General features: G+C 44.9%; 15 protein-coding genes. 13 read left to right on the forward strand and 2 right to left on the reverse strand.

Translation table 11 applies throughout. The annotated features are described in order from the left end of the window. The first annotated feature begins 415 nt into the window (after nucleotides 1-415). Nucleotides 416-2,590, forward strand: coding sequence for an FUSC family protein (locus ACXACN_RS04190; protein WP_474962563.1), 2,175 nt, complete (start codon nucleotides 416-418; stop codon nucleotides 2,588-2,590). A gap of 37 nt (nucleotides 2,591-2,627) precedes the next feature. Here ACXACN_RS04190 and ACXACN_RS04195 read toward each other — a convergent pair whose 3' ends face one another. Beyond that, the gene (locus ACXACN_RS04195; protein ID WP_474962565.1) at nucleotides 2,628-2,753 is read right to left on the reverse strand and encodes a hypothetical protein; all 126 of its coding nucleotides are present in this window, start codon (nucleotides 2,751-2,753) and stop codon (nucleotides 2,628-2,630) included. A 106-nt stretch (nucleotides 2,754-2,859) separates the two neighbouring features. Continuing rightward, nucleotides 2,860-4,575, reverse strand: a complete 1,716-nt coding sequence (locus ACXACN_RS04200; protein ID WP_474962567.1) for an Rqc2 family fibronectin-binding protein — start codon at nucleotides 4,573-4,575, stop codon at nucleotides 2,860-2,862. 32 nt (nucleotides 4,576-4,607) lie between these two features. On the opposite strand from ACXACN_RS04200, the gene ACXACN_RS04205 reads away from it, so the two are divergent. The 12 genes from ACXACN_RS04205 (at nucleotide 4,608) to rpe (ending at nucleotide 17,350) form a co-directional block, all read left to right on the forward strand. Continuing rightward, nucleotides 4,608-5,606: a YicC/YloC family endoribonuclease gene (locus ACXACN_RS04205; RefSeq protein ID WP_474962569.1), complete on the forward strand. Its 999-nt coding sequence runs from the start codon at nucleotides 4,608-4,610 to the stop codon at nucleotides 5,604-5,606. A gap of 79 nt (nucleotides 5,607-5,685) precedes the next feature. Beyond that, nucleotides 5,686-5,949 carry an extracellular matrix/biofilm regulator RemA gene (remA, locus tag ACXACN_RS04210; RefSeq protein WP_027954142.1) on the forward strand — a complete coding sequence of 88 codons (264 nt, stop codon included), beginning with the start codon at nucleotides 5,686-5,688 and terminating at the stop codon, nucleotides 5,947-5,949. A gap of 14 nt (nucleotides 5,950-5,963) precedes the next feature. Continuing rightward, the gene (gene gmk / locus ACXACN_RS04215) at nucleotides 5,964-6,578 is read left to right on the forward strand and encodes a guanylate kinase (RefSeq protein WP_089654637.1); all 615 of its coding nucleotides are present in this window, start codon (nucleotides 5,964-5,966) and stop codon (nucleotides 6,576-6,578) included. Between the two features lie 2 nt (nucleotides 6,579-6,580). Next, nucleotides 6,581-6,808, forward strand: coding sequence for a DNA-directed RNA polymerase subunit omega (gene rpoZ / locus ACXACN_RS04220; RefSeq protein ID WP_474962571.1), 228 nt, complete (start codon nucleotides 6,581-6,583; stop codon nucleotides 6,806-6,808). Nucleotides 6,809-6,911: 103 nt separating this feature from the next. Beyond that, nucleotides 6,912-8,117, forward strand: coding sequence for a bifunctional phosphopantothenoylcysteine decarboxylase/phosphopantothenate--cysteine ligase CoaBC (gene coaBC / locus ACXACN_RS04225; RefSeq protein ID WP_474962572.1), 1,206 nt, complete (start codon nucleotides 6,912-6,914; stop codon nucleotides 8,115-8,117). Beyond that, nucleotides 8,114-10,522: a primosomal protein N' gene (gene priA, locus ACXACN_RS04230; protein ID WP_474962574.1), complete on the forward strand. Its 2,409-nt coding sequence runs from the start codon at nucleotides 8,114-8,116 to the stop codon at nucleotides 10,520-10,522. Before coaBC ends, priA begins: the two co-directional genes overlap by 4 nt. 22 nt (nucleotides 10,523-10,544) lie before the next feature. Then, entirely contained in the window at nucleotides 10,545-11,492 is a 948-nt protein-coding gene (gene fmt, locus ACXACN_RS04235; RefSeq protein ID WP_474962576.1) for a methionyl-tRNA formyltransferase, read from the forward strand. After that, the gene (gene rsmB / locus ACXACN_RS04240) at nucleotides 11,485-12,831 is read left to right on the forward strand and encodes a 16S rRNA (cytosine(967)-C(5))-methyltransferase RsmB (protein WP_474962577.1); all 1,347 of its coding nucleotides are present in this window, start codon (nucleotides 11,485-11,487) and stop codon (nucleotides 12,829-12,831) included. Before fmt ends, rsmB begins: the two co-directional genes overlap by 8 nt. 154 nt (nucleotides 12,832-12,985) lie before the next feature. Beyond that, entirely contained in the window at nucleotides 12,986-13,747 is a 762-nt protein-coding gene (locus tag ACXACN_RS04245) for a Stp1/IreP family PP2C-type Ser/Thr phosphatase (protein ID WP_474962579.1), read from the forward strand. Then, a complete protein-coding gene (gene pknB, locus ACXACN_RS04250) occupies nucleotides 13,747-15,801 on the forward strand; it encodes a Stk1 family PASTA domain-containing Ser/Thr kinase (RefSeq protein ID WP_474962580.1) in 2,055 nt (684 codons plus the stop codon). The genes ACXACN_RS04245 and pknB overlap by 1 nt, the downstream gene beginning before the upstream one ends. Before the next feature lie 11 nt (nucleotides 15,802-15,812). Then, nucleotides 15,813-16,694 carry a ribosome small subunit-dependent GTPase A gene (rsgA, locus tag ACXACN_RS04255; RefSeq protein WP_474962582.1) on the forward strand — a complete coding sequence of 294 codons (882 nt, stop codon included), beginning with the start codon at nucleotides 15,813-15,815 and terminating at the stop codon, nucleotides 16,692-16,694. A 2-nt stretch (nucleotides 16,695-16,696) separates the two neighbouring features. After that, nucleotides 16,697-17,350 carry a ribulose-phosphate 3-epimerase gene (rpe, locus tag ACXACN_RS04260; RefSeq protein WP_474962583.1) on the forward strand — a complete coding sequence of 218 codons (654 nt, stop codon included), beginning with the start codon at nucleotides 16,697-16,699 and terminating at the stop codon, nucleotides 17,348-17,350. Nucleotides 17,351-17,940 lie beyond the last annotated feature (590 nt).

The following is a 17,940-nucleotide window of genomic DNA, read 5'->3' on the forward strand; positions in this document are numbered from 1 at the left end:
AATCTTACATGGCAAAGGGGCGGAGGGGAATGGCGAGACTCCTGCGGGACAAAAGTGCAGGGTGAGACCCCACAGGACGCAGTCCGAGGAGGCTCACCGCGCTCCCGCGGAAAGCGAGTCATTCCCCGCAGCCCCCATCCACTCAACAAAAGTCTCGAAATCAAGTCTTCCACAATCCTGCCATATTCTTAAATAAGTAATTGTTTAATATAGACAATTGAATAATGACTAAGGATAGGAAGATTTCCTTTTTGACAGATGTGATAGGGCGACCTATAATTTATGTTTATCCATCATTTCATAACAAGGAAGACTAACCATAGAAGCTCTAGACTGTTCTGGTCTTGTTTCCTATACAGGATAGTTGAATGGTATCGATTCACTACATAAAAGATAGGAGAGGAGGAATGTTCCGATGTATGAAATAGGGAAACAATCGTATTGGTTTAAGAGAATGCTGGCATCAGATCCTGGACATAAACGACTGCAACAGGCAGGAAAAGCGACGCTCAGTGTAATTTCGGCTGTATTTACAACTTTACTTATCTTAAATCTGCTCGGGCAGGACCCGCTGCTTCCAGCTATTATCTCAGGAGTATGTGGACTGCTTGGTATCATGGCGGTCATGGATGATACAAAAGAGGAAAAGCAGGTGACAACCCTTCTACTACCAGTTTCTGCCATTTTTGGAGTGACGCTTGGGTCTTTGCTGTCCTGGAGTGCCGTACTCGTCTCAGCATTTATGATTGTTATCATTTTTTGCAGTTTTTACTTTTCTAAATTCGGCAGTCGTTATTTTTCCTTAGGTATGATTGGTTTTATAACGGTTTATTTTTCATCCTTTTTGAAGCTTCCTCCAGAACAGTTCCCCTGGTTTTACGGTGCCATTTGTATCGGGGTCAGTTATGCATTTCTCTATAACTTCATCATTTTCCGGGATACTGTACAGCAGCTAAGGCGTAGTGTTCAATCGTTTCATAGGCAGGCAAATCTGACCTTCGAACTGCTGACAGAAGTCATTGAAGACCCAGAAACAAATCAGATGCGATCGAAAAAGTTGATGGAAAATGTAAAAAAGTTGAGGGACTATGCTAATCATGTCTCCACAGATTTGAACACGCAGGATATTAGAGAAATCTGGCCGGGCATTCGGAAGGAACAGATGAGGTTGTATGTCTTTGATACGGCCATGTTCATCATGACCCTCTCTGACAGTTTGGAGAAATTGAAAGAAAGCGGAGCTTTTCAGTCAAAAGAACTCCGTATCATACTTCTCCGCCTCCTAAGAACGTTGCAAAAGGCAGACGTCCTAAAGATTGAACAAGAAGAGAAGCACCTTGATGAAGCAGAACGAGTGGTTCTGGCTTTAAGGAGGATGATTGACCAAAGGTTCGGTGAGCATGAAACGAGACCTGAGGGATGGCTCTATCTGCTGCGACGGATCGAAGCGATTGCTACGCATGTGACCGAAGGAGCGTTCACCATTAAATATGGGGGCGCACTCGATGCAGATGTTGATTCGTCTGAGGAAAAGGAAGAAGCAGAAGAAGATGATGAAAAGAAGGGGATGGAGCCTTCTACCAAAAAAGCGATTCAGTCGGTGATTGCAGGATCAATCGCTGTAGTTGTAGGTCATTTGATCTCTCCTATTCAACCATACTGGGTGTTGTTAACGACGTTTATCGTCCAATTAGGGACACCCACCGTCGGCCGGACCTACTTGAAGGGATTGGAAAGGTCGGTGGGGACGGTAGCAGGAGCCATTATTGGTTTCTTTTTTGCGAAATCTGTGTCAGGGCAATCGGAAATTGAAGTAGGACTCATCTTTGCGGTCATCTTTTTTGCTTTCTATTTGCTTCCTGTGTCCTACACGGTGACGAGTTTATTTATCACAATGCTCATCGCTTTCATGTACGATCTCATATTGGGCGGAATCAGTTATGAATTGTTGCTTGCCCGAGTGGTCGATACGATCATAGGTGCAGGCATTGCTCTAGGGGCTGCTGCCTTCATTTTCCCTACAAGAACATGGGATAAAATGAAGGAACATCTGGTGCAATACTTAGAGGAGCTCGAGGAGTATGTCCTTTCCTACATCCGGAATTTCCGCCGTTCAGAAAGCATGAAGGGACTGGCGGATCTCGCTTTTCAAATGGATGAAAAGATCCAGTTGCTTGAAGAAGAGGCGAAACCTGCGATGCAAAGACCATGGGCCAATAAATATTCCGGGATTCCCCGCCTGCTCATGTCGTTTACAGCTATCAATTTTTATGCGAAACAGTTAGTGGCATCCACGTATCAGAAGAATTTTCACCATTCTGAGGAGATCCATCAAACCTTACATCGAATAGAAAAGGTGTTCAGGCATAACATTCGCACGATGGGGGCGGTTATGAGTGGACAAGAATGGGATGGACAACTGTACCGTCTGCATCAGGAGCGGGAAGTGATTGAACGGTTTGCTCCAGGACATAAAGACGGAGAAGGAGATATTGTTCATCACCTGTTTTATATATGGAAAATCAATCAAGCTTTGCTTGTCGTAGGAGAAAGAATGGGATTGCCGATAGAGGAACAGTTGGAAGAATAAAAGCAGCGCGTGCGAAAGTGCACGCGCTGCTTTTTGTTTATCTATTCCGATCGTAAGGGCTTTCTCCAGCTTTCGAGATCGTAATGCGTTCTTCTCCAGTAGCTGGTTGAACCGCATCTCTGCTCTTCTTCGGGTTACGTTTCGATTTAGAATTCTTTGGCATAACAGCAACCTCCTACATCAGATCTAGTTGCCTTTTTATTATTGGTTTATGACCATCAAGGTATGTGAAAATCCCTGTTCCATTTTTAGGCACAGGGACTTGTGGTTCAGTCTTTTTTCTTTAATCGTTTGATGAAGGTGGCATCCGGTGTGACGAACAACGTCTGTTGCTGGTCATAAGTGACAAAACCCGGCTTCGCTCCTGATGGCTTTTTCACGTGGCGGATCCGCGTGTAGTCGACCGGAACCGAAGAGGATCTACTGGATTTACTGAAATTTGCAGCCAACTGGGCGGCTTCAAATAATGTATCTTCACTCGGGTCTTCATCACGGATGACGACATGGGAGCCTGGAATGTCTTTGGCATGAAGCCAAATGTCCATTTTGTTGGCCAACCGGTTCGTCAAGTATTCATTCTGCTTGTTGTTCCTTCCAACGTAAATCAAGGTGCCATCTGTTGATTCAAAGCTTTCCGGCTTCGGTTTTTGGGGTTTGTTTTTACGGTTCCCTTTTGTAGCCGGCTTCTTCTTCAAGTACCCCTGCTCACGCAGTTCTTCACGAATTTCTTCGATGTCTTCTTCTCTGGCTGCTTCCACTTGTTGAATGAGACGATCGAAATAAAGAATTTCATCTTCAGCTTTCTGTATTTCCTTTTGTACCACTTCTTTGGATTTCTTCAGTTTCCCATACGTTTGGAAATAGCTTTGGGCATTTTCACTCGGTGTTTTGTTAGGGTTGAGCTCAATGGTCATCTCTGATTGGTCAGGGTCATAATAATCAACGACCGTCACGGATACGTCTCCTGTTTTGACCAAATGCATATGGGCCGTCAAAAGTTCTCCGAGCTTTTGATACTCTTCCGCGGATTCTGATTTCTTCATTGTCGTTTCGTGTTTCTTAATTTTCCGCTTGTTTTTATCGCGTTCATTTTTCAAGAAGCGGTGCAGATCTCCTGCCTGCTGTTTGACACGGTCACGCTCAGCTTTGCCTGAATAGTAATCATCCAGCATTGCACTGACGCGATCGAAGTTTTCCACTTCACCTGAAAAAGCGTGTAGTGGGATCACGTAAAATTGTTCTTTATCCGCCCGGTGAATTTGTGGTTCATACTGGTGTTTGAGGATCGCCTCTCGAATTTCGCGGTAAGCTTCCTTCAAAGCTTCGGCACCACCAAGGCCTGCGCGGTAAACAATTTCCTTCGTGACCATCGGTGAGAAACCCATCACCACACTCAAGATTTGTTTATCCATTTTACCAGAGTTAAAATCCAATTTTCTGATAAATGCTTCTGGTTCTAGATCTAATGGGTTGATTTTCCCTTGTTCTGGCGGGAGTTTATAAGGCTGGCCGGGCATAATCGTCCGGTGCCGGTTTTGAGAAGGAGGCAAATGCTTGATACTGTCGAGCATATGTCCTTCTTCTTCGTCGACGAGCAGAATGTTGGAGTGTTTCCCCATCACTTCAATGATGAGCGTTTTCATTGTTTCGTCTCCGACTTCGTTGCGTGTCCGGATATGGAACTTCACAATTCGTTCCATATCCACCTGTTCGATGCGTTCAATAAAACCTCCGACCAAATGCTTTCTAAGAAGCATACACAGCATCGGTGGTTCTTTAGGGTTGTGGTATTGATCGTCCGTCAAATGGAAGCGGGCATAGCTTGGGTGTGCGGACAACAATAGCGTGTGTTTTTTTCGATTGGAACGGACTGTAAAGACAAGTTCCGTTTCGGTTGGCTGATAAATTTTCATAATACGTCCGGACTGGATCGTTTCATTCAATTCGTTCGTGATCGCCCGGGTTACAATTCCGTCAAAAGACATCGTCTTCACCTCTCTACTGTTAGAAGTATAGCATGAGTAAAGCGCGTTGTTCTAAGATTTTTCATCAGGCAAAGCCAAAGATTCGCACCACCATCCAACCTTTTGATAAAATAGGGGAGGAATTCATTTTACATATAGGTGATGATCAAAAAGTGAAAAGTATGACAGGATATGGAAAACGTACAGTTGAAGTTGGAGAAACCAAAATTCATGTAGAGATCCGGTCGGTGAATCATCGGTTTTTAGATATCACAACCAAAATTCCCCGCACTTTGTTGTTTTTGGAAGAGCGACTGAAACAAGTCGTCAAAGGTCGTTTGGACCGGGGCCGGGTCGATATTTTTGTAACGGTTGAAGGGGAAGAGTTATGGGATAAGAAAATCGATGTCCATTGGGAAATGGTCGATCAATATGTCGCCCGATTGAAAGAGATTCAGCGCCGTTATGATTTGACGGGGGATATTTCTATTGATATGGTAACCAAGTTAGACCATGTTTTTTTAGAAAAAGAGATGGAAAACGATTCTGATGAGTTGAAAATGGCTTTATTAGAGGCCATGGACGATGCTGTCATCCAATTGGTACAGATGCGGAAGAAAGAAGGTTACGAGCTCTACGAAGATCTTCAAACACGTATCGGGAAAATCCGGTCTTGGCTCAGCAGCCTGGACGAAAGGCGGCCGATGGTAATCAAAGAATATAAAGAGAGAATTCGGTCCCGTGTGGAAGAATACACGCAAGAATACATCCGGCCCGATGAAACAAAAATCCTCCAGGAAGTCGCTTTGCTTGCAGAGAAAGGGGACGTGACAGAAGAGTTGACAAGACTCCAGTCCCACTTTATCCAATTTGAAGACACACTTTCCATTGATGAGCCTGTTGGAAGGAGACTCGATTTCATTGTGCAGGAAATGCACCGTGAAGTGAATACGATTGGGTCGAAATCCAATGACGGCAAAATGACGGAAATGGTCGTTCATTTGAAGAGCGAAATTGAAAAGGTGAAAGAACAAGTACAAAATGTGGAATAACAATTGTGTTTATGCCTAGTTTTTTCATATAATAGAGGTAGTCATGAAAGTGCTTGGTCAGAAGAAGGAGGAGTCAGCTTTGAGCTTGAAATTAATCAATATCGGTTTTGGAAACGTCGTATCTGCGAATCGTATTATTTCTATTGTTTCGCCTGAATCCGCTCCGATCAAACGTATCATCACGGTCGCCCGTGACAATAATAAATTAGTAGACGCTACATATGGCCGCCGTACGCGAGCGGTCATCATTACAGATAGTGATCATGTCGTCCTTTCAGCCGTCCAGCCGGAAACCGTCGGACAGCGCGTCATCAGTAACGACGAGATCTCAGATGAAAACTAGGAGGACTTTTTGCAGTGATTGATCAGAAAGGTATTTTATTCATCCTTTCCGGCCCCTCAGGTGTTGGAAAAGGAACCGTACGTAAAGCATTATTTGAACAATCGACGGATTTGCGCTATTCCATTTCCATGACGACTCGTGATCCACGGGAAGGTGAAGTGGACGGAGTCGATTATTTCTTTAAATCAAGAGATGAGTTTGAGAAATTGATCAGCGAAGGCCAATTGATTGAACATGCGGAATATGTGGGAAACTATTATGGAACCCCCCGTCAATACGTCGAGCAGACATTGAACGAAGGCAAAGATGTCTTTTTGGAAATTGAAGTCCAGGGAGCACTCAAAGTAAGGGAAAACTTCCCTGAAGGCGTGTTCGTCTTTTTGATTCCACCTTCTTTAGAAGAGTTGAAAGACCGGATTGTCAACCGCGGGACAGAAACCGAAGACAAAGTGAAAAACCGCCTAAAGGCAGCAAAAGAAGAAATTGATATGATGGATGCGTATGATTATGTCGTCGTTAACGATCAGATTGACAATGCTGTAACGAAAGTGAAATCGATCGTTGCCAGTGAACACTGCAAACGTGAACGTGTCGCCCATCAATATAAAAAAGCATTGGAGGATGAATAATCATGATGTTAGAACCGTCCATTGATTCCCTACAGAAACAAATCAAATCCAAGTATACACTCGTAACGCTATCTGCTAGAAGAGCGCGTGAATTGAAACAAGGAAGTGCACCGATGGTCGAGCATCCGACTTCCCACCAACAAGTCGGTGTCGCACTTGAAGAGATCCGCGATGGAAAATTGAACTATATCGAAGCGGATGAAATCCAGGAACGAACGGAAACCACATAAGAACATCGAAACAACGTAGGAAAAGCCGCGCTTCTTCATTGAAACAGCGCGGCTTTTCCTACGTGTTTTAGTGACAACATTTTTTAGTAAAGGGGTCTCTCAAATGTTGAACGGAAAAAAGATCGTCTTAGGAGTATCAGGTGGAATCGCCGCCTATAAAGCAGCCGCATTAACTAGCAAGCTCGTTCAAGCAGGGGCGGTTGTAAAAGTGATCATGACAAACAGCGCTCAAAAATTTGTAGCACCCACGACTTTTCAGGCATTATCCAGACAGCCTGTTTATACGGACACCTTTGATGAGCAAGATTCTTCCCAAATCCAGCACATCGATGTCGCTGACTGGGCGGACCTCTTCTTAATCGCCCCCGCGACTGCCAATGTCATTGGAAAGCTCGCCAATGGTTTAGCCGATGATATGCTTTCGACGACCTTACTTGCGACCGAGGCACCTGTTTATATTGCACCGGCAATGAATGTCCATATGTACAGCCATCCCGCTGTTATGAAAAATTTAAAACAGCTCGACGCCTGGGGTTTCCGGTTTATCGAACCTGGAGAAGGCTACCTAGCGTGTGGCTATGTTGGAAAAGGGCGTTTGGAAGAGCCTGAATCGATAGTCGAAGTTCTTCAGAAAGAATATCAACGACCTCAACCGCTCAAGGGCAAAAAAGTACTTATAACGGCAGGGCCAACCCGTGAGCAGATCGATCCCGTACGTTATTTCACGAATCCATCGACAGGTAAGATGGGGTATGCCCTGGCACAAAAAGCTAAACAACTCGGAGCGAATGTGACACTTATCTCAGGTCAAGTAGCCCTCGATCCTCCATCAGGAGTGGATGTGATTCCAATTACAACAGCACAGGAAATGTATGAAGAAGTTTTAAAAGCCTATCCTGACCAAGACCTTGTCATCAAGTCTGCGGCCGTTGCTGATTATCGTCCGAAAATCACCTACGATCAAAAGATGAAGAAGAAACAAGGGGACTATATCGTTGAGATGGAGCGGACGAAAGATATTCTCATGGAGCTTGGAGAACGCAAAGAACATCAATACTTAATTGGATTTGCTGCAGAGACGACCGATGTGGAAATGTATGGCAGGCAGAAGCTGGTTAAGAAGAACCTTGATGCAATTGTCATCAATAATGTATCCGAAGAAGGATCAGGGTTCGGTACAGATACCAATGCTTCGCTCTTTATTACCAAAAGAGGGGAAGAAATGACGTACCCGTTAATGAGCAAAGACGAGCTCGCCGAAAACATTCTCATGGTAGCTAGTGGTGAGATGGAGAGTGAAACCCTTTGATTGCAAATGTCATTGTCGATGTACCCTCTCAAAACACCAATCGTCCTTTCGATTATGAAATACCGGAAACGTTCGAAGGGATCGTTCAGCCCGGGGTACGTGTGATCGTGCCCTTCGGCCCACGGAAAATTTTAGGGTATGTCGTGGCTCTTTCAGAAACAAGTTCATTTTCCTCCGTGAAAAAAATTACTGATGTGCTTGATGTCATCCCAACGCTGACCGAAGAACTCCTGCAACTTGGGAAATGGTTATCAAAGAACACGTTGAGTTATTACATCTCCTGTCTCCAGGTCATGCTCCCTCAAGTGATGAAAGCCAAATATCGGAAAGAGTTGTGGAAGCTGACCGAGGATTCCCTCGATTCTGATCTAGACACACTATTTGATGGACGAGCGGTAGTGGATTTTGAAGAATTCGAGAAATCAGGCATTGGGTACCACACACTTCGTAAACACATGAATGATGGAGAAGTTGATGTCCATTATGAAGTGAAAAGCCGGGAAACGAAGAAAACGATGACGATGGTCGAGCCTGATTTAAGTCCGATGGAATTAGAGGAAAAGCTTGAAGACCTTTCGCCGCAAGCTAAAAAACAGCGCACCATTGTCGAGTACTTTTTGGAGTATCCGGATGCAGTCGAGAAAAAGCGTCTATTGGATGCACTATCAACTACTCCAGCCTCATTGAAGCCGCTTCTCGCACAGGGGTTGATCCGCGAATTCAAGCAGGAAGTACTCAGGGATCCATACGGTAATCGCGAGTTCGAACGCACGCATCCTTTCCCGTTGACAGAGGAACAGGAGACATCGATCCGACCGATCCTGAAAACGATCGAAGAGAACGCTCATGAAGTATTTCTGCTTCATGGTGTGACGGGAAGCGGGAAAACGGAAGTCTATTTGCAGTCCATTCAAGAAGTCATCGATAAAGGTGAAGAGGCCATCATGCTTGTGCCTGAAATTGCTTTAACACCTCAGATGGTCGAACGTTTCAAAGGAAGGTTCGGTTCAAAAGTCGCTGTCCTTCACAGTGCCTTGTCAGCGGGAGAAAAGTATGATGAATGGCGAAAGATTCAGCGCAAAGAGGTCCAAGTCGTGGTGGGAGCGAGGTCTGCCATTTTTGCTCCATTTACGAACATCGGCTTGATCATTATCGATGAAGAACACGAAACGAGTTATAAGCAGGAAGACAGAACGCGGTACCATGCGAGAGATGTCGCCATAGAAAGGGGAAAGACGCATCAATGTCCGGTCGTTTTAGGGAGTGCTACACCAGCCCTTGAAAGTTACGCCAGGGCTGTCAAAGGCAATTATCAGTTGTTGACAATGAAGAAGCGGATGAATGAGTCTATCATGCCTGCTGTCGATCTTGTAGACATGAGAGACGAACTTCATCGTGGAAACCGTTCGATGTTTTCCATCACATTGAAAGAGAAAATCGAAGAACGAATCGAACGAGGAGAGCAGGTCGTGCTCTTCCTGAATAGACGTGGATATTCCACCTTCGTTATGTGTAGGGACTGCGGCCATGTCAGTGAGTGTCCTCATTGTGACATTGCTCTTACGTACCATAAAAAGCAGAATCGCTTGAAATGCCACTATTGTTCACATGAGGAACCTATGCCTGCGGAGTGTCCGGAGTGTGAGAGCAAAACCATCCGTTATTTCGGAACTGGGACACAAAAAGTGGAAGAGGCGCTTCAAGAATTGATTCCAGAAGCACGTGTGATCCGCATGGACGTCGACACCACAAGAAGAAAAGGGGCACATGAACGGTTACTGAAAAAGTTCGGAGAAGGACAGGCCGATATATTACTGGGCACGCAAATGATCGCCAAAGGACTGGATTTTGGAAATGTTACCCTTGTCGGTGTCCTTGCAGCGGATGCACTTCTCAACCTTCCCGACTTCCGGGCCTCGGAAAAGACATTCCAGCTCCTTACTCAAGTAAGCGGTAGGGCAGGCAGACACGAAAAGCCAGGAGAAGTCGTCGTACAAACATACACACCGGAACATTACAGCATCGAACTTGCGAGTCAATACGATTATGAACAATTTTTCCAAGAAGAAATGAAACTGAGGAAAGCTTTCAACTATCCTCCTTACTTCTTCTTGACTCTATTTACAATCTCACATCCCAATCAATTGAAAGTGCAGGAAGTGACACAAAAAATCACCATGTTCATGCAGCAGAAGCTTTCTGATCAATCTTATGTTCTAGGTCCGACTCCATCTGCGCTTACTAGGATCAATAATAGATATCGCTATCAATGCATGATAAAATACAAGAAGGAACCTGAGCAGCGAAAATTCGTTGAACGGATATTGCATTATTATGAAGATGAAATGAAACAGGAAAATGGTTTGCAGATTACGGTGGATTTCCAACCGTATCAGCTGATGTAAGCAAGAAGGGAGCAACAAAATCATGACACGAATCGCATTTATGGGGACACCGGATTTCGCCGTACCTGTCCTTGACCGCATTATTGAAGAGGGGCATGAGGTTGTCCTTGTGATCACACAACCGGACCGTCCAAAAGGGAGAAAGAAAACGATGACCCCTCCACCTGTAAAGATAGCAGCGGAAAAGCACGGAATTCCTGTGTTTCAACCAGAAAAAATCAAAGACGAATACAAAGAAGTTCTTGCTTACGATCCCGACTTGATCGTAACTGCTGCCTTCGGTCAAATTTTACCGGAAGCTTTACTACAGGAGCCGAAACATGGGTGTATCAATGTCCATGCATCCCTGCTGCCTGAATTCAGAGGTGGCGCCCCGATCCATTACAGCATTCTCGAAGGAAAAAAAGAGACAGGAGTCACCATCATGTATATGGTTAAACGCCTCGATGCCGGAGACATGCTGTCGAAAGTTACTGTCCCGATTGAAGACCGTGACCATGTGGGAACGTTGCATGACAAACTTTCCATAGCCGGAGCGGACTTATTGGCGGATACGCTTCCTAAGTTGTTGAATGGTGAGATCACCCCGGAAGAACAGGATGAGTCCAAAGTGACTTTTGCTTCCAATATCAAAAGGGAGCAGGAACTCATCGATTGGAATAAGGATCAACAGACCGTCTATAACCATGTCCGTGGACTTCACCCTTGGCCTGTCGCTTATACTTATTGGAACGAGAAACCAATGAAAGTCTGGTGGATAGAAAAAATGGAAGGTGCATTTGACGAAGTACCAGGGACCGTCGTGAGAATCGATGAAGATGGATTCCTTGTCACGACAGGTGGGAACAAAGCTGTGAAGGTCGTTTCACTGCAGCCATCTGGTAAAAAGAAAATGGACGGCCAAGCATTTATTAATGGAGCTGGTCAGTCGTTGAAGGTCGGAGAACGTCTGGGTGAGACGCATGACTAAATATGCACTAAGAGAATCAGCCCTCGATCTGCTCACTCGAATAGGTGAGCAGGGTGGGTTTAGTCACGTTTTATTAGATCGGGAAATTTCTAAACAAAAACTCTCCCGCCAGGATGGAGCTCTTTTAACAGAAATTGTATACGGAACCCTCCAACGCAGGGATTTGATCCACTATTCCATCCAGCCGTATATCGCCAACCAAAAGAAAATCAAGCCATGGGTTCGCTGGCTCCTTTACATGTCTGTATACCAAATGGTCTTTCTTGAACGAGTTCCGGATCATGCCATTATCCATGAGGCTGTTGAAATTTCGAAGAAACGGGGACATAAAGGAATCTCTTCCTTTATGAACGGTGTGCTTCGGAACGTCCAGCGTAAGGGAGTACAGAGTGTAGAAAAAATTGAAGATCCTGTGGAGCGGATGGCTACTGAAACCAGTCACCCTCAATGGCTCGTTAATCGATGGGTTGAGCAGTACGGATTTGAAACGACGAAAGCGATGTGCGAGGCGAACAATCAACACCTTCCCATGTCTCTAAGGGTTCAGCCACTTAGGATTTCGCGTGAAGAGGCGATGGATCAACTCCGAAGCGATGGCTTCAAAGTCGAAGAGAGCAGCCTCTCCCCTCAAGGTTTTCTTGTTCTTGAAGGAGCGATTCTATCCCATTCACTATTTCAAGAAGGGTTTGTTACGGTTCAAGACCAGAGTTCCATGCTTGTCGCGGAAATGATGGATCTTCAAAAGGGAATGAAGGTGCTTGATGCTTGCAGCGCGCCTGGAGGTAAAACCACTCACATTGCTGAAAAAATGGAAGACCAAGGGCAAGTTGTTGCCTATGACCTGCATGAGAAGAAAGCGAAGCTTGTTAGCAAAAAAGCCGAACAACTGCAGCTCACATCCATTACCGCCAGTCAGGCAGACTCAAGGAACTTGGGAGAGAAACATGCCCCCGGTGCATTTGAGCGAATCTTATTGGATGCGCCTTGTTCGGGACTTGGGGTATTGCGTGGGAAACCAGATATTAAATACCATAAAAAAGAAGAAGACATCTTCTCTTTAAGAAAAATTCAGGATGACTTATTGAAAGAAGTCGCGCCACTACTTACATCTGGCGGAAAGCTTGTCTATAGTACGTGTACGGTAGATCGTCACGAAAATGAGGAGGCCGTTCAGCATTTCCTAAACGAGCACCCGGATTTTGAAGTGGATCCTGCTTTCTTCGAGGAGCTTCCAGAAGGCCTTAAGCAGGCAAAGGGCCTCTCTGAATTAGGACTTCAGCTTTTCCCTCAAGAATGGGATACAGATGGATTTTTCTTGACTCGTTTGTTGAAAAAGTAAGATACACGAGCAACAAAAAACCATGAATATACGGTTGCAATAATAGAAATGTTGCAACCGTTTGTTCCCTTCCGTTTGAGACAAAGTGAGGAAAACCACCTAAGAATCAGCACCCATGTTTTATCGATGTTATAAATATGAGGCAGGTGAGACCATGATAGGTTATTACGAAACAGATCAGGGAAAAGTCAGGGTTCATAACGAAGATGCCGGCGGAGTTTTCAAAAACGATGCAGGCCAGATTCTTGCCATCGTAGCTGATGGTATGGGTGGACACCAGGCAGGTGATGTAGCCAGCCAGATGACGACCTCCCACTTACATAATAAATGGCAGGAAGCAAAGGTCATTGAGAACCCTGGTGAAGCAGAAGAATGGATCAAAGAAGCGGTCCGTTCAGCTAACAATGAAATCAAATCCTATGCGAATGAACATGAAGAGTGTGCGGGGATGGGAACCACTGTAGTTGTGGCCCTTTGTACAGATGAATTTGCAAGTATTGGTCACATCGGAGACAGCCGTTGTTATTTTGCTAATTCTTATGGTTTCAACGCCATTACAGAGGATCACTCTCTCGTCAACGAACTCGTGCGTTCAGGACAGATTACCGAAGAGCAAGCCGAGCATCATCCCCGGAAAAATGTATTATTAAAAGCGCTTGGAACAGAATTTGATTTGACAGCTGATGTGAAAACGATGGAATTCGAAGAAGATGACCGTCTTCTTTTATGCACAGACGGCCTGACGAATAAAGTTAGTGATGAGGAATTAAGTGAATTGAAAACCTTTGAAGGAGACTGGTCGTCGTTTACGCAGCAAATGATTGACCTTGCCAATGAACGAGGCGGGGAAGACAATATCACGCTCGCCATCGTACACCACCAACCTTCTTCCGACCAGAAAGAAGGTGCGGAATAATGTTGATTAACCGTCTCCTTAATGACCGTTATCGTGTACAAGAGATGATCGGTGGCGGCGGTATGGCAAATGTCTACCTTGCTTACGATACCATTCTAAACAGGGACGTTGCCATTAAAGTATTGCGACTTGAGCATGGGAATGATGAAGAATTCATCGCTCGTTTTCATAGAGAGGCCCAATCGGCTACTAGTCTTTCCCATCCGAATATCGTCAACATCTATGATGTCGGAGAAGAGGAAGACATTTATTTTATGGTCATGGAATACGTCGACGGCTTGACGTTAAAACAGTATATTCAAAAACACAGCCCAATTGACGTGTCTGAAGCTGTAGACATCATGAAGCAGATCACATCTGCAATCGCTCACGCACATGACAATGAGATCGTTCATAGGGATATCAAACCCCAGAATATACTCATTGATCATTACGGTCACGTAAAAGTGACGGATTTCGGAATTGCCATGGCTCTTAGTGCGACGGCGTTGACTCAGACAAACTCTGTTCTTGGTTCTGTTCATTACCTTTCTCCAGAACAGGCAAGAGGGGGAATGGCGACCAAAAAGTCCGACGTTTATTCGCTGGGCATCGTTTTTTTCGAATTACTGACGGGAAGGCTCCCTTTTTCAGGGGAATCCCCCGTCTCGATCGCATTGAAACATTTGCAGCATGAAACGCCTTCATTGAAAAGATGGAATGCCGACTTGCCTCAAAGTGTTGAGAATGTTGTCTTGAAGTCAACGGCCAAAGACCCTTTTCACCGCTATGAATCCGTATTGGAAATGGAACAGGATATTGAAACTTCCCTGGAACCCCACCGTGCAGATGAGCCGGTTTTCACACGACCTGATGACGGGGATGATGAAAAAACCAAAGCAATTCCTGTCATCACAAACGAAGCCTATGGGGATTCCCCTAATGAAGATACGATCATCAATACGAGTGACCACCAACCTGTCAATCCTGCCCCCACATCGCCGACAAAGACATATAAGGAAACAGCTGCAGATCCGCCACCTGCTGAAAATAAGCAGAAAAAGAAGCGGAAAGTATGGCCTTGGATTTTAACCGTTATCCTGTTGTTGATGATTGGGGGGCTTGTGGCTTTATTCACGATTCCCGGGATCATCCAGCCTGCAGATGTGGAAATTCCTGATTTTGCAGGAGAAGAGTATGAGGCGGCTTATAGTCAATTGAGCGACTTGAATCTTACTGTGACTAGAGAAACCCGTTTTTCTGATGATGTGGAAGAGGGCGATGTCATTGAAACAGATCCTGAAGCAGGGATGACGGTAAAAGAGGGTTCAGATGTTACCGTTTATATTAGCAATGGAAAAGAGAGAGTAGAGTTCCCGGATTATACAGGACAGGATTTTGATCGTGTGAAAGAAGAGTTGGAAGAGAAAGGCTATGAGAAAGTTAATTCATACGAACAGACGAGTAGTGAGGTATCGAAAGGTAAAATTATCGCACATCTGAGTCCTAGTCCAGGAAGTAGTGTCATTCCAGAGGATACAACGGTTTCATTCAGTGTAAGTTCCGGTGAAGAAACGATAGACTTAGAAGAATTAGTAGGTGCTAATAAAGATTTCGCAGTGAGATACTTGAAAAGTAATAATCTCGAATCCAATGTCACTTCTGAATACTCAGAACAAGTGCCAGAAGGTATTGTAATCAGGCAGACCCCAGATGCTTCAACGGAGGTAGAACAAGGATCTACCGTAAACTTAGTTATTTCTAAAGGACCTAAACCAAAACCTCCTAGAAATGAATCAGTTTCAATTGAGATTCTATATGAACCGGAAACGATTGAGGAAGAAGGGCAGACTGATGGCGAGCAAGAAGGGGAGCAGCCTGAACCCGAGGGTCAGGAAGTGTTGATATATGTGAACGATGCCAGCCGAAATGGCAGTACACCGGTGATCAGTGAAATGATTACAGAAACAAAGACGTTTGAAATAACCTTAACCATTGAACCTGGAGAAGTAGCGAAATACTGGGTGATGAGAAATGGACAAGTCTATCAAGAAGAAGTGGAAGTACCGTATTAAGAGGTGAAAAAATGCCAGTAGGAAAAATTATTAAATCATTGAGCGGGTTCTATTATGTCCTATGTGAAGGAGAGGTCTATCAATGCAGGGGCAGGGGGAATTTCCGTAAAAAGAAAGTCACCCCTCTAGTAGGTGATCTCGTAGAATTTAAGGCGGAAAATAAGGAAGAAGGGTATATTCTATCCATCGAAAACAGGAAGAATGAGTTGGTAAGGCCTCCAATTTCAAATGTTGATCAGGCGTTGATCGTCACTTCTGCTGTTCACCCGGATTTCAATGCTTTGTTACTGGATCGCTTTCTCGTCCTTGTAGAAGAAAAGAGAATTGAACCTTTTATTGTGATTTCCAAGATGGATCAACTGGATGAAGAACAAATGGAAGTGATGGAGAGTTATAAGACGCTTTATGAAAAAATCGGGTATCCCGTCATTTTATCTGCAGTTGATGATCATGAATCCATGGAACAAGTCCAATCTCACCTGGCTGGTCGTACAACAGTTATTGCCGGACAGTCGGGCGTCGGCAAATCATCTTTGCTTAACTCCATCGACCCTAGACTCTCCATTGATACGGATGAAATTTCAGAGAGTTTAGGTCGCGGAAAACACACGACTCGTCACGTAGAACTTTATGAAATAGCTGAGGGTCTTGTCGCAGATACACCTGGTTTCAGTTCACTGGAATTCGGAGAGTTGGAAATGGATCAACTGCCTGAGTGTTTCCCAGAGTTCGTGGAGGTACAGAACGACTGTAAATTCCGAGGGTGCCTGCACAATAAAGAACCAAAGTGCGCCGTAAAGTCTGCCGTAAAGGCTAATGAGATTTCCGCGCAGCGCTATGAGCATTACCTACAATTTTTGAACGAAATACAGAATAGAAAGCCGAGGTATTAATCATGACCAAAATTGCACCATCCATTCTAGCTTCTGATTTTGCTAAACTTGGGGAAGAAATCATGGATGTCGAACGTGGAGGAGCCGATTATATCCATGTGGATGTCATGGATGGACACTTTGTTCCTAATATTACAATTGGTCCATTGATTGTCGACCATATACGTCCAGTGACTGACTTGCCACTTGATGTGCACCTAATGATTGAGAACCCAGATCAGTACATCGAAGCATTTGCAAAAGCAGGGGCGGATATCATTACCGTTCATCAGGAAGCGTGTCCGCATCTCCATCGAACGATTCAATTGATCAAAAGCCATGGCGTAAAACCAGGTGTCGTTATTAACCCGGCCACTCCAGCAGAGACGATTCGCCCGATCCTTCAAGATGTCGATCTTGTTCTCTTAATGACGGTCAACCCAGGATTTGGAGGTCAATCGTTTATCCATTCGGTTGTACCAAAAATCGAACAGATCGCTCAGTGGAGAGAAGAAGAAGGATTGTCCTTTGAGATTGAAGTCGATGGTGGAGTAAAAGCCGAAACGGCCCACCTTTGCACCTCAGCAGGAGCAGACGTTCTCGTCGCCGGCAGTGCCATCTTCAATCAGGAAGACCGTAAAAAGGCAATCGAAGAAATCAGAAAATCATCCTCATGATAAGAAAGCTCAAAGGATCCCAGTCCTTTGAGCTTTTTCATTCTCTTGTATTATTGGCAACCAGTACAAAAATAAGTTACATTTTACATTAAGAGAAATCTTCACATTGAAGATAATGGCAGGATTCTTGATGAGTTGATTTCGAGATGTTTTTGAGTGGATCGGGGCTGCGGGTATTAGCTCGCTTTCCGCGGGAGCGCGTTGAGCCTCCTCAGGCTAACGCCTTGCGGGGTCTCACCAAGCACTCTCTTCCCGCAGGAGTCTCGCCATTCCCCTCCGCCCCTTTGCCATGGAAGACTCTCGAAATCATTTCTGGGAAAATCAGCTTGAATGAATGAGGAAAGTGGAGCATAGAACCTCTCCGCAGTGGGCATTCAGAATTAATTAGCTTGATACAGAGCGCTTTATGCCTGCTTAGGACGGGGAAGTGGGAGACACTTCCTTTAGTATAGGTGTTCGTTTATCCCTTACTAAGAATGGGGTGATTGGGAAGCTGCGAGACTCCCGTGGGAGAAGGAGATCGGCGAGATCCCTTAGTGCGGCAGACCGCCCGAGGAAGCTCGGCGCTACTCCACAGGAAAGCGAGTAGC

It is taken from the genome of Halobacillus sp. AWM4_238 (genome assembly GCF_056158265.1).

Coding starts and splice junctions, on each gene's coding strand:
- rsgA (WP_474962582.1), top strand. CDS start 15,813: ATGCCAGTAGGAAAAATTATTAAATCATTGAGCGGGTTCTATTATGTC.
- ACXACN_RS04245 (WP_474962579.1), top strand. CDS start 12,986: ATGATAGGTTATTACGAAACAGATCAGGGAAAAGTCAGGGTTCATAAC.
- rsmB (WP_474962577.1), top strand. CDS start 11,485: ATGACTAAATATGCACTAAGAGAATCAGCCCTCGATCTGCTCACTCGA.
- ACXACN_RS04205 (WP_474962569.1), top strand. CDS start 4,608: ATGAGTAAAGCGCGTTGTTCTAAGATTTTTCATCAGGCAAAGCCAAAG.
- pknB (WP_474962580.1), top strand. CDS start 13,747: ATGTTGATTAACCGTCTCCTTAATGACCGTTATCGTGTACAAGAGATG.
- rpe (WP_474962583.1), top strand. CDS start 16,697: ATGACCAAAATTGCACCATCCATTCTAGCTTCTGATTTTGCTAAACTT.
- ACXACN_RS04190 (WP_474962563.1), top strand. CDS start 416: ATGTATGAAATAGGGAAACAATCGTATTGGTTTAAGAGAATGCTGGCA.
- rpoZ (WP_474962571.1), top strand. CDS start 6,581: ATGATGTTAGAACCGTCCATTGATTCCCTACAGAAACAAATCAAATCC.
- ACXACN_RS04200 (WP_474962567.1), bottom strand. CDS start 4,575: ATGTCTTTTGACGGAATTGTAACCCGGGCGATCACGAACGAATTGAAT.
- coaBC (WP_474962572.1), top strand. CDS start 6,912: ATGTTGAACGGAAAAAAGATCGTCTTAGGAGTATCAGGTGGAATCGCC.
- fmt (WP_474962576.1), top strand. CDS start 10,545: ATGACACGAATCGCATTTATGGGGACACCGGATTTCGCCGTACCTGTC.
- ACXACN_RS04195 (WP_474962565.1), bottom strand. CDS start 2,753: ATGCCAAAGAATTCTAAATCGAAACGTAACCCGAAGAAGAGCAGAGAT.